This is a genomic window from Peristeroidobacter soli (genome assembly GCF_004138485.1).
GTDB lineage: Bacteria > Pseudomonadota > Gammaproteobacteria > Steroidobacterales > Steroidobacteraceae > Steroidobacter > Steroidobacter soli.
The window spans coordinates 327630-343061 of record NZ_RYEV01000008.1 but is presented as its reverse complement, the minus strand read 5'-3'; the positions used below and the strand labels follow the sequence as shown (position 1 = coordinate 343061).

Annotated in this window: 12 protein-coding genes; 1 reads left to right on the top strand and 11 read right to left on the bottom strand. The window is 62.5% G+C overall.

The window, feature by feature from the left end; all coding sequences use genetic code 11:
* Window positions 1-50 precede the first annotated feature (50 nt).
* The 10 genes from EKO19_RS32640 to EKO19_RS32595 form a co-directional block, all read right to left on the bottom strand.
* Window positions 51-1277 carry an amidohydrolase family protein gene (locus EKO19_RS32640; RefSeq protein WP_129781598.1) on the bottom strand — a complete coding sequence of 409 codons (1227 nt, stop codon included), beginning with the start codon at window positions 1275-1277 and terminating at the stop codon, window positions 51-53.
* Window positions 1274-2674 carry an amidohydrolase family protein gene (locus EKO19_RS32635; protein ID WP_129781597.1) on the bottom strand — a complete coding sequence of 467 codons (1401 nt, stop codon included), beginning with the start codon at window positions 2672-2674 and terminating at the stop codon, window positions 1274-1276. The genes EKO19_RS32640 and EKO19_RS32635 overlap by 4 nt, the downstream gene beginning before the upstream one ends.
* A 59-nt stretch (window positions 2675-2733) precedes the next feature.
* A complete protein-coding gene (locus tag EKO19_RS32630; RefSeq protein ID WP_129781596.1) occupies window positions 2734-4926 on the bottom strand; it encodes a TonB-dependent receptor in 2193 nt (730 codons plus the stop codon).
* 285 nt (window positions 4927-5211) lie between these two features.
* Complete coding sequence (locus EKO19_RS32625; RefSeq protein WP_129781595.1) at window positions 5212-5856, bottom strand: ChuX/HutX family heme-like substrate-binding protein; 645 nt, start codon at window positions 5854-5856, stop codon at window positions 5212-5214.
* 143 nt (window positions 5857-5999) lie between these two features.
* Window positions 6000-6737, bottom strand: coding sequence for a molybdopterin-dependent oxidoreductase (locus EKO19_RS32620; protein ID WP_129781594.1), 738 nt, complete (start codon window positions 6735-6737; stop codon window positions 6000-6002).
* Entirely contained in the window at window positions 6734-7447 is a 714-nt protein-coding gene (locus EKO19_RS32615) for a cytochrome b/b6 domain-containing protein (protein WP_129781593.1), read from the bottom strand. Before EKO19_RS32615 ends, EKO19_RS32620 begins: the two co-directional genes overlap by 4 nt.
* Window positions 7448-7460: 13 nt before the next feature.
* On the bottom strand, window positions 7461-8888 hold the full coding sequence (locus EKO19_RS32610; RefSeq protein WP_157995545.1) for an amidohydrolase family protein: 1428 nt from the start codon (window positions 8886-8888) through the stop codon (window positions 7461-7463).
* A gap of 136 nt (window positions 8889-9024) precedes the next feature.
* Window positions 9025-9396 (bottom strand): response regulator, encoded by a 372-nt coding sequence (locus EKO19_RS32605; protein ID WP_129781591.1) that lies wholly within the window; start codon window positions 9394-9396, stop codon window positions 9025-9027.
* A gap of 2 nt (window positions 9397-9398) precedes the next feature.
* Window positions 9399-10925, bottom strand: a complete 1527-nt coding sequence (locus EKO19_RS32600) for an ATPase domain-containing protein (RefSeq protein ID WP_129781590.1) — start codon at window positions 10923-10925, stop codon at window positions 9399-9401.
* Window positions 10926-10959: 34 nt separating this feature from the next.
* Window positions 10960-11718: a sensor histidine kinase gene (locus EKO19_RS32595; protein ID WP_129781589.1), complete on the bottom strand. Its 759-nt coding sequence runs from the start codon at window positions 11716-11718 to the stop codon at window positions 10960-10962.
* 189 nt (window positions 11719-11907) lie between these two features.
* Between EKO19_RS32595 and EKO19_RS32590 the strand changes: the two genes are divergently transcribed.
* On the top strand, window positions 11908-12774 hold the full coding sequence (locus tag EKO19_RS32590; protein WP_129781588.1) for an SAM-dependent methyltransferase: 867 nt from the start codon (window positions 11908-11910) through the stop codon (window positions 12772-12774).
* A gap of 2 nt (window positions 12775-12776) precedes the next feature.
* Here EKO19_RS32590 and EKO19_RS32585 read toward each other — a convergent pair whose 3' ends face one another.
* Window positions 12777-15425, bottom strand: a complete 2649-nt coding sequence (locus EKO19_RS32585; protein ID WP_129781587.1) for a S9 family peptidase — start codon at window positions 15423-15425, stop codon at window positions 12777-12779.
* Between the last annotated feature and the right edge of the window lie 7 nt (window positions 15426-15432).

Here is a 15432-nt window from a genome sequence, read left to right as displayed (position 1 = left end):
GATCATCGGCGTTACTGCCAACGCGCGCCTGGCCGGCGTGCATCAAGCAATCATTGTCGGAGTGCCTTGACCGCTGGCATGTACCGATCGCGCAGCTCGGTCTGTCGAGTCGTCAGCGAGACCTCCCTGCCTTGAACCAGAACCGTCGTCGGCGCGGACGACGGCTCGAGCGGATCGCCATCCCAAATGACCACGTCGCCATCCTTGCCGGGCGCGAGCGTTCCGAAGCGATCCGCGATTCCGTAGATCTCAGCCGGCGCGCTGATGATCGAGCGCAGGCCGTCGACATAAGACATGCCGTTCGCAACCGCCAACCCCGCGCCTTCGCGAATCGACAAACCCGCGTTATAGCTCTGCACGCCATCGAGACTCATCGCGACCGTCACACCCGCTTTGCGCAGTAACGCCGGGTTGTCCAATCGCGCGCCGAGCTCGTCAAACGACGCGGGCAGATTGGACATGGGATCGGCGATCACCGCGATCTTCGCCGCGGCCAACTGATCCGCCACTCGCCACGCTTCGGCGCCGCCGACGATCACGACACGAATGCCATAGTCACGCGCCAACCCGATGGCCTGACGCAAATCGGACTCGCGATTCGTGCTGATGGCGAGCGGCACCTTGCCCTGGACGATGGACTCGAGCGCGATGCTGTCCGGAGTGCGCGTCGCCGACGGCGTCGCCGCTTTCGCTGTATCGAGCGCCGCTCTGAGCAATTGCCACTGCGCCGACCGCGAGCCCACAGTGGAATTGGCGCTGCGATTGCTGATCGTGACGAACACCGCCATGCGCGGCTGCTCGACCACATCGCCGCCATCGAACAAGTGCAGCAGTGACCCGGAACCTGCGAACGGCGGCGTGTTGCTCGAACTCGGATAACTCAACGCGCGAGTGACACCGTCGGCGCGCGCCAGATCGATCAGCACGGAATTCGGATTGATGGCGTACTGAACGTCGAAGCCCGCGCCCGATGCGCCCGCCTTCGCTGCATGATCGACCGTCTCCGCCGCCGAGCTGACTTCGATCAGGCCGAGCCGGGTCGCCGGATGCATCAATCCTGGCGTCACGATCCTGCCGCCCGCATCGATGACTCGCATGCTCGCCGGCGGCGGCGTCGGACTCACTGAAGTGATCTTGCCGTCGGTAATGACGATGGTCGCGTTGTCGATCGGCGTGTCACTGGTCAATGTCCACGCCCTGGCGCCGACGATTGAGAGGTTCTGCGCGCCGGCAGCAGCGCTCAGCAGAAACAACGCAGTGAATGTTTGCAATTTCATTGACGGCCTCCCATCTCCGGACGGCCCAGCCCGAAATCGGATTCTGGCGAACGAGCGGGCTCGGCGCTGTCGTAAACCTGAGCTCCGTCGATGAACACTCGATCCGCCTTGGTATAAATGGAGAACGGCTCGCCCGACCACAGCACCAGATCGGCGTTGAAGCCGGCAGCGATGGTGCCGATGCGATCCCCCAATCGCAGCACCTTCGCCGGCACGCTCGTGACCCAGGTGATGACGTGCTCGGGCGGCAGATTCAATCCACCACGCCGGCCCGCCCCTGCCGCCTTGGCGGCTTCGATCTGCAATCGCTGCCCGACGACCGGCGAGTCCGAATGCATCATCGTGCAGACACCCGCCGCGTCCGACATGGCGGCGTTCTCGCGAATGGCGTCTTGCAACTCCATCTTGAAACCCCACCAGTCCGACCACACGGCGACGCACGTGCCGGCTTGTTTGAGTTGCGCCGGGATCTTGTACGCCTCGGTGGCATGATGAAACGCGGCGATCTTGAAACCGAATTCCTGCGCGACGCCCATCATCGCGGACATGTCGCTGGCCCGGTAACAGTGCATATGAACTGGAATGTCGCCATCGAGCACGGCCGCCAGCGTGTCGAGCTTCAAATCCCGTTGCGGCGGCTTCTTGCTCTTGCCCCGCGAATACTGATGCCATTCTTCTCGATACTCCTGCGCACGCAGCAGCGCTTCGCGAATGATGGCGATCTCACCCTGGCGACTGTTGGGCGCCTCTTCCTTGTCGCCGAAGAAACTCTTGGCGTTCTCGCCGCAGCTCATCTTCAAGGCTTGCACGGCGCCGGGGAATTTCATCGCCCGCACATTGGTCGCAGGCACCGGCTTCACGACCACCGAGCGGCCGGCGAATAGCGGTGTCGAGCCAGGCAGCACTTGAATCGTCGTCACGCCACTGCGCAACGCCACCGCGAAGGCGGGATCTTGTGGATTCACCGCGTGCTCTACCCACGTATCGGCAACGTTTGGATCGCTGGTCTCGGACACGTCCGATGCCTTGCGATCCAGCGACGTCAGCGGCAACACATACGTGCCGTTGTGACTGTGAATGTCGATGATGCCTGGCGTGACCCAGCGCCCCTTGCCTTGCACGACGGTGACGTTATCTCGCGGCAACCCGTGTCCGACGGCAGCGATACGCCCATCGCGCAACAGAATCTCGCCTTGATCCATGCGACCGCCCGCGCCGTCGAGAATAGTCACATCGACGATCAGCGTATCGGTACGCGGCAGCGGCTGGTAAGTACTGGGATACGGATCGATGGTGAAAGGCGGCTCGGGCCTCGCGGCTTGCGCGCTCGTTCCGGCAACAGCGGCTATCAACACCACACCGACGTGGCCGAGGCCACGCAACAATCGTCTTGTCATCAACCCTTCCAGTGATCGGCCGCCACCGCGGCGACCGATCTCGTCCCAAAGTTACGTTGTTAGAAATCGAACGACGCCGATAGCACGAAGGTACGCGGCCCGCCCAGCACCAGATAATTGGCGCCGAACGATCCGCCGACCGACGCCCAGTAATTCTCATCCGTGACATTGTCGACCCGCGCCCGCAGCGTGACCTCGCGCTCATCCCATTTGATCGAATACCGGGCACCGACGTCGAGCCGCGTCCATGACGGAATTTCCAGCGTGTTGTCCGCGCTCGCGGGCTGCGAGCTCGTGTAGACCAGGCGCCCGTCCACACTCAATGCCTGCAAGATATCCCACTCGATGCCGACGTTCGCCTGCGTGCTCGGCACACCGATGACGTCCTTGCCATCGTCGGCCGGCACATCGCCGCGGCGATTCTCGGCATCGAGCAGCGTCACGCCACCCAGCAAGCGCACCTCTGGAGCCAGCTGCCCGTACACGCTGAGCTCGATGCCCTGATTGCGCTGCTCGCCGGACTCCTTCACCACGTTGCCGACCAGAATGGTGCTCGGCTGATTGATGCGGAAGATCGCAACGCTGCCACCGAGCGTGCCGCCATCGTACTTGGCACCGACCTCGTATTGCTTGGACTTGAATGGATCGAAGATCTCGTTGGCATTCGCGATCGCCACACCGCCGATCACCGCCGGCACTTCTTCACCCTGAAGCAGGCCCTCGATGTAATTGGCGTACAGCGAAATACGCTCCCAAGGCTTCACAACGACGCCAAATACGGGCGTTACCGTGCTCTCGTCGTAGGCGGACAGCTCCGAGCCGTTGTTGTAGTCGTAGCTGTTCTGCTCGATCTTCTGATAACGCGCACCGAGCGTGACCAGCAACCGGCTCTCGCTGAACGACAACGTATCGGCCAGCGCGAAACTCTCCGTCTTCGTTCTGGTCGTCGTCCGAGGCGAGGACATCACGCCGCCAACGAAAGCGGTCGCCGCGGGCTCGGCGAGCTGCACCGGATGATACAAATCGAAGGCGAGCCCGCCGAACGACGACAATGCATAGGCGTTCTTCGAGTCCAGATCAAAATAGGACAAGGACGCAACGAGGCGATGCCCCACCGCGCCGGTGTCGAACTCGAAACGAATACCCGTGTCGCCGGTCTTCACCAGATCTTCGCGGTAGTTCTCGAAGCGATAGGTCGTCGCGGCGCCACCCGGCGCTGCCGTTGGATTCGCCAGGTTGTTGTGCTCTTCGCTGTCCCGGAAGCCGGCCGCGAGCCAGGCACTCACGCCTTCGGTGAAGTCATATTCGCCGCGAGCCACGCCGAAGAAATCCCGCTCGCTGCTGTAGGTCCACTTTTGGGCGAAGTTCGCCGAAGCATCGGGCTCGCGCGGAATGCCGCCGAACGGCGTGACGCTCGGACGTGGCGCATCGATGTTGTGATCCTGATAGCCCAGGTCGGCCGACAGTCGCGCCTTGTCGCCGCGATAATCCATACCGAGCGAGAACATCGTCAGCTGACGATCCTGATCGTCCACGGACGTCTCGCCATCCCGGCGAACCGCATTGGCGCGAATACCGAAGTTGCCGTCGCTGAAGCGTCGAGCGAAGTCGAGCGCACCGTAGCCTTCGCCACTGTTTTCCGCACCGATCGTCACTCGATTCAACGCACGGTCCGGCGCACGTTTGGGCACGAGATTGAACGAGCCGCCGATGCCACTGCCGCCCGGCGCGGCGCCATTCAAGAAGCTGTTGGCACCGCGAAAGACTTCGACGCGCTCCAGAAACTCCGCAGCGACGTACTGTCGTGGCAACAGACCATACAAACCGTTGTACCCCATGTCGTCCGAGTACACCGGAAAGCCACGGACCACATACAACTCCTGGAAGTTGCCGAAGCCGCGAGCCACGCGAACGCCCGGGTCACTCTGCACCACGTCCGCGACGCTATGCGCTTGCAGATTGCGCATGAACTCGGCGGTGTAGTTGGTGCTGTTGAACGGCGTATCCATGATGTCCAGGTTGCCAAACAAACCCACACGTCCACCGCGGGCCACCTGCCCGCCGGCGTAGTCCGGCGGCAGCATCACCTGCGAGCCGGTCACGATGACGTAATCGATGATCTCGTCTTTATCTGTAGCGGCATCCTGCGCCGGATCGGCAAAAACACTCGGCGCAGTCAGCAGGCACGGCGCCAGACTCAGGAACAGGGAAACATGCCGCGACACAGCGCGGTCGTTGTGATGGGCCAGCATCGACTGATTCCTCTTGAAACCAACCAACGCGCCAGTGTCAGTCGACGTCCCGATTTCACAATCAGGAGTGTCCTCAGCCAAGTTATAAGCGTATGAGGAATGGGGTGGCGGGCCGTAAGACCCTCCCCTGGCCCCTCCCGTGCACGGGAGGGGGAATATTATTTTTCTCCCTGCGGGAGGGGCCCCTTTCAGAGAAGATGGAGCTCGCCAGTGCGGCTGGGCTTTCTCATCGCGCCCTCTCGCGCCAGAGCTTTGCGGCGGCCCTTCTCGCCAGACCTCTTTTCGTCAGGTCGGCGGCGCGCAAACTCTTGGCAGCGCCTTGATCTTTGCCGCCGTCTTCTTGAAGCCTTCGATGGCGGCGGGGTCGGGCTTCTCGCCATCGATCTGCGCATAGACCGCCAGCGCCAGGCTGCCGTCCTGGTTGTAGAACGAGATGGCTTGCGTGCGCTGGCCGGCGTTTTTGCCGGGAACATCGGTCGCATAGATGGCCTTCACATGTGGCGCGCTGATATGCGTGTGCACGCCTTTGCCGCCATCCGCGTACACATCCAGCAGGTCTGCGTTCGCATTCTGAGGCTGAGTGATTGGCACCAAGCTCGGGAACGCGAAGGTGTGCTGGCCGCCCGAGGCGAGCACGAGCTTCACTGAGGTCTTCTCGCCCCACGCATCGATGGTCTTCCAGATCTCGCGAACCAGCGCCGGCGTAGCGGCCGCACCAAACGACTGCTCGACCGGCAGTCCACTGGCGACCACCGACTCAGGCCAACCGAACGCGCGCGCCGGCACGGGCAGAGGGCGACCGGGGCGCTGATTGGTGTAGTAGTCGTGCACGCTCGCGATCTGCGCGGCGGAGGCGCAAGGAACGGGAGCTTCGGCATGGGCGAGCGACGCGGCGCCCAGAAGCAGCAGGAAGGCGGGGGTGTTTTTCACGCGAACGACCTCGGACGGGGATAAATTCGAAATTATTTCGAAATTACGACCCCGTCAAGGCTTCACTCAGGCAAATGTTGGCGTCACCCGCCAGCCAAGCCGACTAGATATCGAAATTCAATGCCTTGGGCGCGAGGGTGAACTCAAACTCCGCCGTACCACTGGAAGTTGTACTCGTCCGCCACGAAGCTGCCTTTGCCGTCGCCGAGGCGGCGGTAGTGATCGACCAGCTCGATGCGATCGACGTACTTCAGGCTCTTCCAGCCGAGCTGCCGCTCGACCCGCAGTCGAACCGGCGCGCCGTGCGCGACGGGCAGGTCTGCGCCGTTCATGCCATAGGCGAGAATCGTCTGCGGATGCAGCGCTTCGAAATGATCCAGGCTGTAGCTGTCCCACCAGCCGTCGGAGCAATGAATGGCGACCCAGCGCGCCGCGGGCTGCGGCTTCACCAGCTCGAGCACTCGACTGAGTTGCACACCGGTCCACTGCGCGATTGCCGTCCACCCACGCTCGCAGCTGTGAGCCGTTATCTGCGTGCGAGCCGGCATCGACTGCAGATCCGCCAGCGAGAACGACATGGGCTTGTCGACCAGCCCGCCCACCGGCATCCGCCAATCGGCGAACCGGGCATGTAACAGACGCTGATAGATCTCGCTCTCCGGCATCGTCGTGCCGATGGCGGGAAAATTCTTGGAGATGTCGCGCGTCGTGAACTCGCGCGCCAGTGGATTGTTTCTGAGCAGGAAGCGATGCGTGACGCGCGACAGGTCCTCGCCGACGCGATACAGCTCGTTGGAATATTTGCTCGCCGTGCCCGCCAGCAGGATGCCGCCCGCCGAGACACCGCCGACGATCAGCTTGCGTCGCGAGATCTTGCTCATGACTGCTCCTCGATCCGGAACTTGCCAGTGATCATGGAGCGAATCTCATTGACGAAACCGACCACGAAAATCATCACCAGATGAATCACCAGGAACCCGACCAGCGCGCTGGCGCAAATGAAATGAATGAAGCGCGCCGACTGCCTGCCGCCGAATAGCGTGAACAACTCGGGATAGGCGGCAGTGACCGCCGGCGACATGGTCAAACCGGTGAGCAGCATCAACGGCAGCGCCACGAAGATCACCAGCAGATACGCCAGTTTCTGCAGCACGTTGTAGGTGCGCACCGCCTCGCCGGTCGGACGCACGAAACGCAGGTGATCCCGAATCTCATGCCACAAATGTTTGGGATGCAGCTGCGCCAGGCGCGGCAACATCTGACGGTAGAAGTGACCGTTGAGCAAACCGGCGAGCAGATAAACCAGACCGTTCAGCACCAGCAGCCACGCAAACAGGAAGTGCATGCCGCGCCCCCAGGCCGTGTAGTCGAAGTTCGGTTCCATCGGCAACGTGAGCGCGGCCGGATCGCCGAAGTAGCCGGTCTCACCCCAATAGAACTCGGGATGCGCGTACAGGATCGCGATGCCACTGGGCACCAGAAACAAAAAGCTCAGCGCATTGATCCAGTGAGTGACCCGCACCAGCCGGCTATGACGCTGAATCTCGACTGGCGCGCGCGCCGCCGGCAAATCCGCAACGGTCGAATTCATGGTCGCTGCCCCGTCACTTCAAGTTATAAACCGCGCGGTTGTTCTTGTAGAGGATCATGCGCGCGCCTTCCAACGCCTCCTCCTCGCTGAGCACGCCCTCGCTCACATACACCGCCAGCGCCTGACTGAGGAATCGTTTGCCCCAGCGGGCCGCCAGCCAATACAGCTCCGGCAAGTGATACGCATCGCTGCCGAACAGAATCTTGGACAGCGGCACCGCTTCCATGATTTCCAGATAACGACGCACCAGCCCCTGGTGAATGAACGGCGTCATCAGCGACAGCTCGAAATAACAGTTCGCGTACAGATGACTCAACCACGCCGCCTCACTGACCAGCGGATAGCCGGCGTGAATCGGAATGATCTTCGGCATGCGCATCAGGCCGTCCTTGTCGAAGCGCACGAACTCTTCGAGATAGTACGGCTGCTGATTGCGCAGGATGACGCTCGGCGCCTCGCCGTCGCCGGCGTGGAACTGCATGGGCATGTCGCGCTCCAGACATTCCTCGAGCGCCAGGGTCAGCATGTATTCCAGGAAGGTCTTGCCCTGACGCGCCTGAAGCTCGCGATCCGCGAGCGGCTTGGCGTGCGCGGCGCGCAGCTCTTCGTAGGACTTTGCAGCGGCCGCCGCGTCGTACACCGGCTTGATCACGCCGATAGCGGGCAGCAGATAAGATTTCATGCCATACGAGCGATCGCCAAAATTACCCGTGCCGTCGAGCGCATCGCGCACGCGCTTCACGAACGTGTCGCGCATCTCCTGGAACGGCAGATTCTTTTTCAGCAACTCGGCTTGAATGGTTTCGACACGCGCGATGAGCCGGGTGCGGGTCGGCTTGATCGCCTCGGAGAACTTGCGAACGCCGGCAGCGTCGAGACCGTCGGCATAGCCGGTGTCGATCATGACGTTGTCGAGCTTCACGTCCTGGAACAGTGAATTCACATAGCCGTAGTAGTTTTTCTGGTGTGAGTTGCGCGCCTCCATCACCGCTTCGAAGCGCGGCTCGCAGCCCAGGAAAGACGCCATCTCCTTGACCATGAACTTCGTGAATACCGATTCGCCGAAGTGATTGTTGATGTACGCGAGCTTCTTGCCGACGTTGTAGCGACGGTCGAGCTCGGCGCGCGTGCGCTCGTCACCGGCGTGCCACTGATCGTAGACGCCGTCTGGAAAGTAATTCGGCCCGGGGAATGCCGAGAGCGCCAGCCGCTCGATGAAGCCGTCGCGCGTCATCACCCTGTCCCGATCCGATATGGGGTGACAGTGCGTGTCGTCGACCGGCATGTCGCGGATCGTCTCGTAGAGACGCGCGGCGACCGGGTCGGTCTTGGCGAGCTGCCGGGAGACGTCGGCGGTACGGCTGCCGGCAGCGGCCCCGAAAGCTGGCAAAGCGCTCAGGCCGAGCGCGCTGGTGGCAAAGAAATCTCGGCGGGTCGGCATGTCGGACCTCATGGGAGCCAGGCCCGATTGTGCTGATGGAATTTCTACATTTCAACAGCGTTCTGCCGAACCCGTAATAATCTCTTCAGAGACGGGCGCAGAGCACCGGCGGCCGGGAAACCGTCCGAGGCGCCGATTACTTGCGGGGAGGATGTTCCAGCAGCTGCTGGACCGCCTTCAGCACGGCCATGGCGCGGAAGGGTTTGCGGAGGAAGAAGTCGTAGTCGGTGCAGGTCTCGCGCACCGAAACCTCCTCCAGCGAGCTCATCATGATGATGGGCAGCCTGGCGAAAGTCGCATTGCTGCGGATGGCGCTCAGCGTCTGAGTGCCGTCCATGATGGGCATCATGTAGTCGAGCATGATGAGATCGGGCGTCACCTCGTTCAGGCGCGCCAGGGCCTGCTTGCCGTTGATCGCGGTGGCGACCCGGTAGCCCTCGTCTTCGAGGATGGACTGCAACACCTCGGCGACGCCGAACTCATCATCGACGACCAGCACGGTTTGCATGCCTAGGCCTTACTGCGACGTCGAGCGGTGGCGCGTCGTCCTTTCGCAGCGTTTTTCTTGTTGGCCGGCGCCGCGGCGTCGGAGCGCTCGGTGCTGTAGCCGGACAGCACGCCTTCGGCGGTCTTGAAACTGTCGACGAAGCGCAAGCCCTGCGGGCCGATCTCGAATTCGCGCAGCTTGGGATCGAAGCCGCCGCCGCGCACCTTCATGATCGAGATCAGACGGCGCAATTGCCCCTGATACTCCGAATAACGCAGCAGGATCATGTTCTCGGTGACCGCGGAAATGCCGGTGGCCGGCACCAGCAGCTCCGGCCCGATCAGGTTCTGGGTTTCCATGGCGCAGATCGAGGTGACGCCCAGGCTGCGCAGCTCATTGGCCAACGCGGAGAAGAACGGAGTGAGCCGCTCGTGCGTCTCCGCGGTGCCAGCGAAGCCGCCCCAGCCGTCGATGAACAGGCGCCGCACCTTGCGACGGCGTACCGCATCGATCAGCTCGTTGCCGAGGCTGTCGAGGATGCGCTCGAACGGCGGGTGCCACAGAATTTCCAGATCCCCGGCCGCGACCCGCGCCTTCAGGTCGATGCCGAGCAGTTGCGCGTTGGCCACGAGCCGGTCCGGCGATTCATAGAAGCCGAAGTGCAGGCCGGGCTCCGCTTTGCTCGAACGGTGCAGAAACGCCGTACCCAGTGTGGTCTTGCCCGCACCCGATGGCCCGAGCAGCAGGGTCGAGGAATCGGCGATCAGGCCACCGCCGGTCATGGCGTCCAGCTGCGCGATGCCCGTGGAAATCCGCCCGGCATTGGCAACGCCGGTGTTCCGCAGGAAGCGCGATTCCGGCCGGGGATGCACCACCAGGCCGTCATCGGTGATCTGAAATGGGTGCCGGCCGCGCAAGCTGGCCGAGCCGCGGAATTTGCGCACCTCCAGCTCGCGCTGGCGGCGCTTGCCATAAGGCACGTCTTCGAGAGTGACCAGACCGTCGACCATGGTGTGTTCCGGGTGGTACTCACCCCTGCGCCCGTTCGTCAGCAGTAGCGTGCAACAGCCCGCGGTGGCCGCATGCGCCTGCAACTCATGAATGAACTTCCGGAACTCCCGATCATTGGTGCTGGTTTCCTCGACCGCGATCAAGCCGTCGAGAATCAGGATGCTGGCATCGTGCGCGCGCATTTCCCGGCGCAACAGATCCATCATTCCCTTCAGCCCGTTCTCCTCGAGCACGCGGAACGCGCTGATGTAGTACACGTACTTCGGGATCAGCTTGGCGTCGTAAAAGCTCATCTGCTCCAGGTGCTGGAGCATGCGTGCGTGGTTTTCGGCCAGCAGCGTAACGAACAGCGCGCGCTTGCCCTGGCGAGCGTTCTGGAAGCAGATCTGATTGGCAAGAATCGTCTTGCCGGCGCCAGGCGTGCCACGCACGATGTAAACGGCGCCTTCGAAGAAGCCGCCCTTCAATACTTCATCGAGCCCGGGTACGCCGGTGGCGATGCGTTCCAGCCCCGGCTCGCTGACTTCTTTGTTGCTCACGTGACCGTGGGTCCTCTTTACCCCAAACGCGTTCTTACGCGATCTTAGCGTGAGCCGTCACGTCACGTGGCAGTCTTACACTGAATGTCGATCCCTGGCCGGGCTGACTCCGCAGCGTCATGGTCCCGCCCTGAGCCTGAACCAGCTTGCGCGACACCCACAAGCCGATGCCGAAGCCGCCACTGCGCGGCGCGGCCGGCCCGCGTTCGAAGCGCTGAAAGATGCGCTCATGATCCTCGGGCGCGATACCGATGCCGTGATCGATCACTCGCACCTCGACCCAGGCGGGCTCGCTGTTCAGCTCGATCCGCACCGGCCGGCCATCACCGTAACGGATGGCATTGGACACGAGGTTGTCCAGGACCTGCTCGGTCGCCAAGTGGTCCCAGGTCCCATCGACGGGCCCGGGCAGATCACAGTGCAATGTCGAGCCGGCGCGCGCGGCCAGCTGTTCGTACTTGCTGACGCAGGCGCCGATCAGCTGACTCAAGTCGAAGGTGCTCGGCTCGAGTCGGACCTGTGCGTCGTTCAACCGTGTGATCTCGAGCAGTGTGGTAGCTCGGCGGACATAATGATCGACCGCCACCTCGAGCATCTCCAGACCCCGGACCAGCGCCGGCGAGACTTGCTCACGGCGCGCACGCGATAGTAGCAGCTGCACTTGCCCGACGATCGGCGTCATCGGGTTGCGCAACTCGTGAGCAGCGATGGCGATGAACTCGTCCCGAGCCGCAATCGCCGCGCGCAACTCTTCGATGAGGCGCTCTTGATCGGTGGGCGATGGAGGGGTCATCCCAATCTTTGGGGTCCTGGTAAAACGTGCGCGCGATTATAGGCAGCCAGTCTGGCGACGCGCCCGACTTTATCGAGTACAACAATTCCCGACAAAATACCTCTTATCCCAGGTTACAAAGCCGCGGCTCTTGATATGAGAATCCGGCGGTATCCTGCGTCCGTTCGATAGCGATACGAGTGAGCGACGATGTTTCATTGGCGACTGTGGCTACATGCCAGTCGCACCTTCTGGTGCCTGCTTCCCTGGCTCTGTTTGCCGGTCCACGCCGAGACCCATGCTGAATGCGAGCAACAGTTCGCACCTCGTAGCGGCGAGCCCGGCAAGGATGTCATGTGGGTCGCGACCGTCGATGAGCTGGTCACCTCGATGCTGCGCGCGGCTGGCGTTACCAACAAGGACCGGGTCATCGACCTCGGCTCGGGCGACGGCAAGATTCCCATCGCCGCAGCCAAACAGTTCGGCGCGAGCGCGCTCGGCATCGAATACAACCCGCAACTGGTCGAGCTTGCCCAGTGTCATGCGCGGGCCGAGCAACTCACCGACAAGGTGCAGTTCAAACAAGGTGACCTATTCGAGACCGATTTCAGCGGCGCGACCGTGCTGACGCTGTATCTCGGGCCGACCCTCAATCTGAAGCTGCGCCCGACCATCCTGAACATGCGCCCCGGCACGCGCGTGGTATCCAACACGTTCGACATGGGTGAATGGCAACCCGATGAAGTGATCGGGTCCGCCGTGGGCAATACCAAAGCCTTGCTATGGATCGTGCCGGCACACGTCGCGGGTGAATGGCGATTCAGCGAGGTCGGCGGGACGGCGAACTTCACCGTCGAGCTTCGGCAAAGCTTTCAACGCCTCGAAGCGTCGCCCGCGAATGGTGCGCGTCTCGCGGTTCGCAATGGCCGGCTGGACGGCAACCGAGTGGAGATCGTGGTGTCGGGTCTGGACCGGCGGCCCACGGACTTGATCGGCGAGGTCAGCGGCGAGCGCATTCTCGCCGCTGATGTGAAAGACGGCGGCGTGGTCCGCCGCTTCGTCGGGACGCGGTTGTAGGCCTACTGCTCCGGCAGGTTGATCTTCAGCCACGCGCCAATCTGCTCGACCATGTCGCGCACGTTGGCCGGCGATTGCCGGAGCCCGTGGTCTTCACCCCAATAACGCAGCAGCTTGGCACGCTTGCCTTGCCGATACAGGCCGAAGAAGAACTCCTCCGCCTGGCTCATCGGACCACGGATGTCCTGCTCGCCGTGGATCATCAGCAATGGCGTCTCCACCCGATCGACGTAGTTGATCGGTGAGTTGCGCCAGTAGCGCCACTGATCCTCCCACGGCGGCACGCCCATGCTGACCTGACCCAGCTCCGCCAGCCCCCAATTCACCGACTTCTGGTGCTCGATGCCCGGGTAACCGCGCGCCGTGTGATCGAACTCGCCATACAGGCTGGACAAATCGGTCAAGCCCGCCATCGCAATCGCCGCCTTGAAACGGTTGGTGTAGGTGACCAGCGAATAAACACTGTAGCCGCCATAGCTCTGCCCCATCACCGCCAGCCGGTTCGGATCGGCGATGCCCAGCTCGATGAGACGATCCAGCGCGGGGATCACCCCTTTCGGCAACTCGATGTAGTCGTCGTTCTTCTGACCGTCTGGCCGCAGCGGCATGCTCGGCACGAGCACGACGTAACCTTGCGCGGCGTACAAACGCAGGTTGTATTGACCGGGCATGTCGAATTTGAAGGAGTCGTCCGACGCGCCTCGCACCGTCGAGCCCGCATATACCCACGTGAGCACCGGATACTTTTTTCCGGACTGATAGTTCGGCGGCAACAGCACCGCACCCTTCAGCTCCTGACCATCGATGCCGCGATACTCGATGAGCCGCGACTCGCCCGGATCGACGTTCACCCAATGCTCGTTGAGCGCCATCAGCTTCTGGCTCTGAATGGACTTCAGATCCAGCGACCACAGAAACGTGCCGGTGAAATTCACATCATGGAACAGCGCCAGGGAATGTGCCGCGTCGTACTTGCGGAACTCCGCGTGATCCGACGGTAGCTTCAGCGACTGGGCGGTCGCCTTGCCATCGCTCAACGTCACATGCACCAGCGCTCGCACGCCGTCCTTCGCGCGCCCGGCGACGATCATTTCGGACGTCGGTCGATTCGATCCATCGAGCGCGCTCGGCCAGAGCACGCTCGCTCCCGCAGGCAGCTCGCTCGCGAGTTTGGTCGCTTTGCCGGAACGGATGTCGAGCATCCACAACGCATCGTCTGCTATACCGACGTAACGCGCTTTATCACGCGTAGCAAACAATGCGTCCGGAGGCGTTTTCATCGACGCCGTGAGATTCACCGGCGCACGCCCACGCGCGAACGCCCACCAATCAGCGCGCGGCATAGGCAAGCCACGCACTTTAGCGCGATACCACTCCCAAGGCGGCAGCTCCTCCGAACTCTTCACCGCGCGCGCCAACAATCGACCGTCGTCGGCGAAGAATACTGTCGAGGCGCCGGGCAAACCGCCACCGACGGGAGCCGCTGCAACCGATGTTCCTTCGGGACTGACGCGGGTCATGGATAGGTCGCGTGGCGACACACTCATCAACATCAGTGCCCGCGTTTGCGCGTCCGGCCGCGCTCGCATGGCAATGGCGCTGCTGTCCGGTGACCACGCTTGAAGATCCATCGGATACTTCACGCCTGCCGGCAGCTCTTCCACCCAACGCACGGCATGACCCTGCACGTCAGCGAACCCGAGTTGCTTGCTCGCCTGCCAATCGGCATACGGGTACGCGAACGACTTGCCGTTCTCGTGGGCTATCGCACCTTTCGATGCCAGCACCGCGATCGATTTGCCGTTCGGCGCAACCGAGATCTGCAGATTGCTTTCGAAGGGATGCAGCGGCACGGCAGCGATGGTGCGAGCCTTACCGCTCTTCGCATCGATGACCTGTAACGATGCGATCGGCGACGGTGGTGAGGCGACACCACTCTCGGACTCCGTCACGGTGGGAACTTTCCCTTCGCGCAACTCGCTCAACGTCGTTCCGGCGTGCGCGAGCGGGCGCGTGTACGCATCCATGATGCCGGAGACCGCGCCCTCGGGCAGCATGATCGCCAGCAGCGACGCGTCGTCGAGCCAGATGAACGGTGCGTTCTCTTCGTTACTGCAGCGAGCGGTATCGCGCTTCTTCTGTCCCTGCAGGTCGACGCGATACATCGCCGAGCCTCCCATGGTTTGAGAGGCGACGGCCCGTGAGGTCAGACGCTTGAACCCACCGCCCTCGCGCTCCCAAACATAGAGACGCACATTGTCTCCACCACGCGGTTCGCCGCCTTCTGGCTTGGTCGACATCAACGCGAGTCGCGAACCGTCCGGTGACCAGCTGGCGCACCAGAAGCCGCTGGCATCCGCACCGCCCTGAGTAATGTTTGTTCGTTCGCCGGTCCGACGCGAGATGAGCCACACATCGGCGCGCGTGACATCCATTTCGTAGAACGAGCGTCCGTAGACTGCGTTCTCATCGACCGGGCGAATCACGGTGGCGGCGACCCACTCGCCATCGGGTGACACAGTGGCCTCGCTCAGCACGCTGTTCTTGAACAGATCGTCGAGCGTGAGTCCGGCTCGCGATGGCGTCGATGCCATCGCCTGCACCGAACACGCGAGCGCGAGCACCGCGCATGCACGAAAAATCGATCTCATGAGCTCG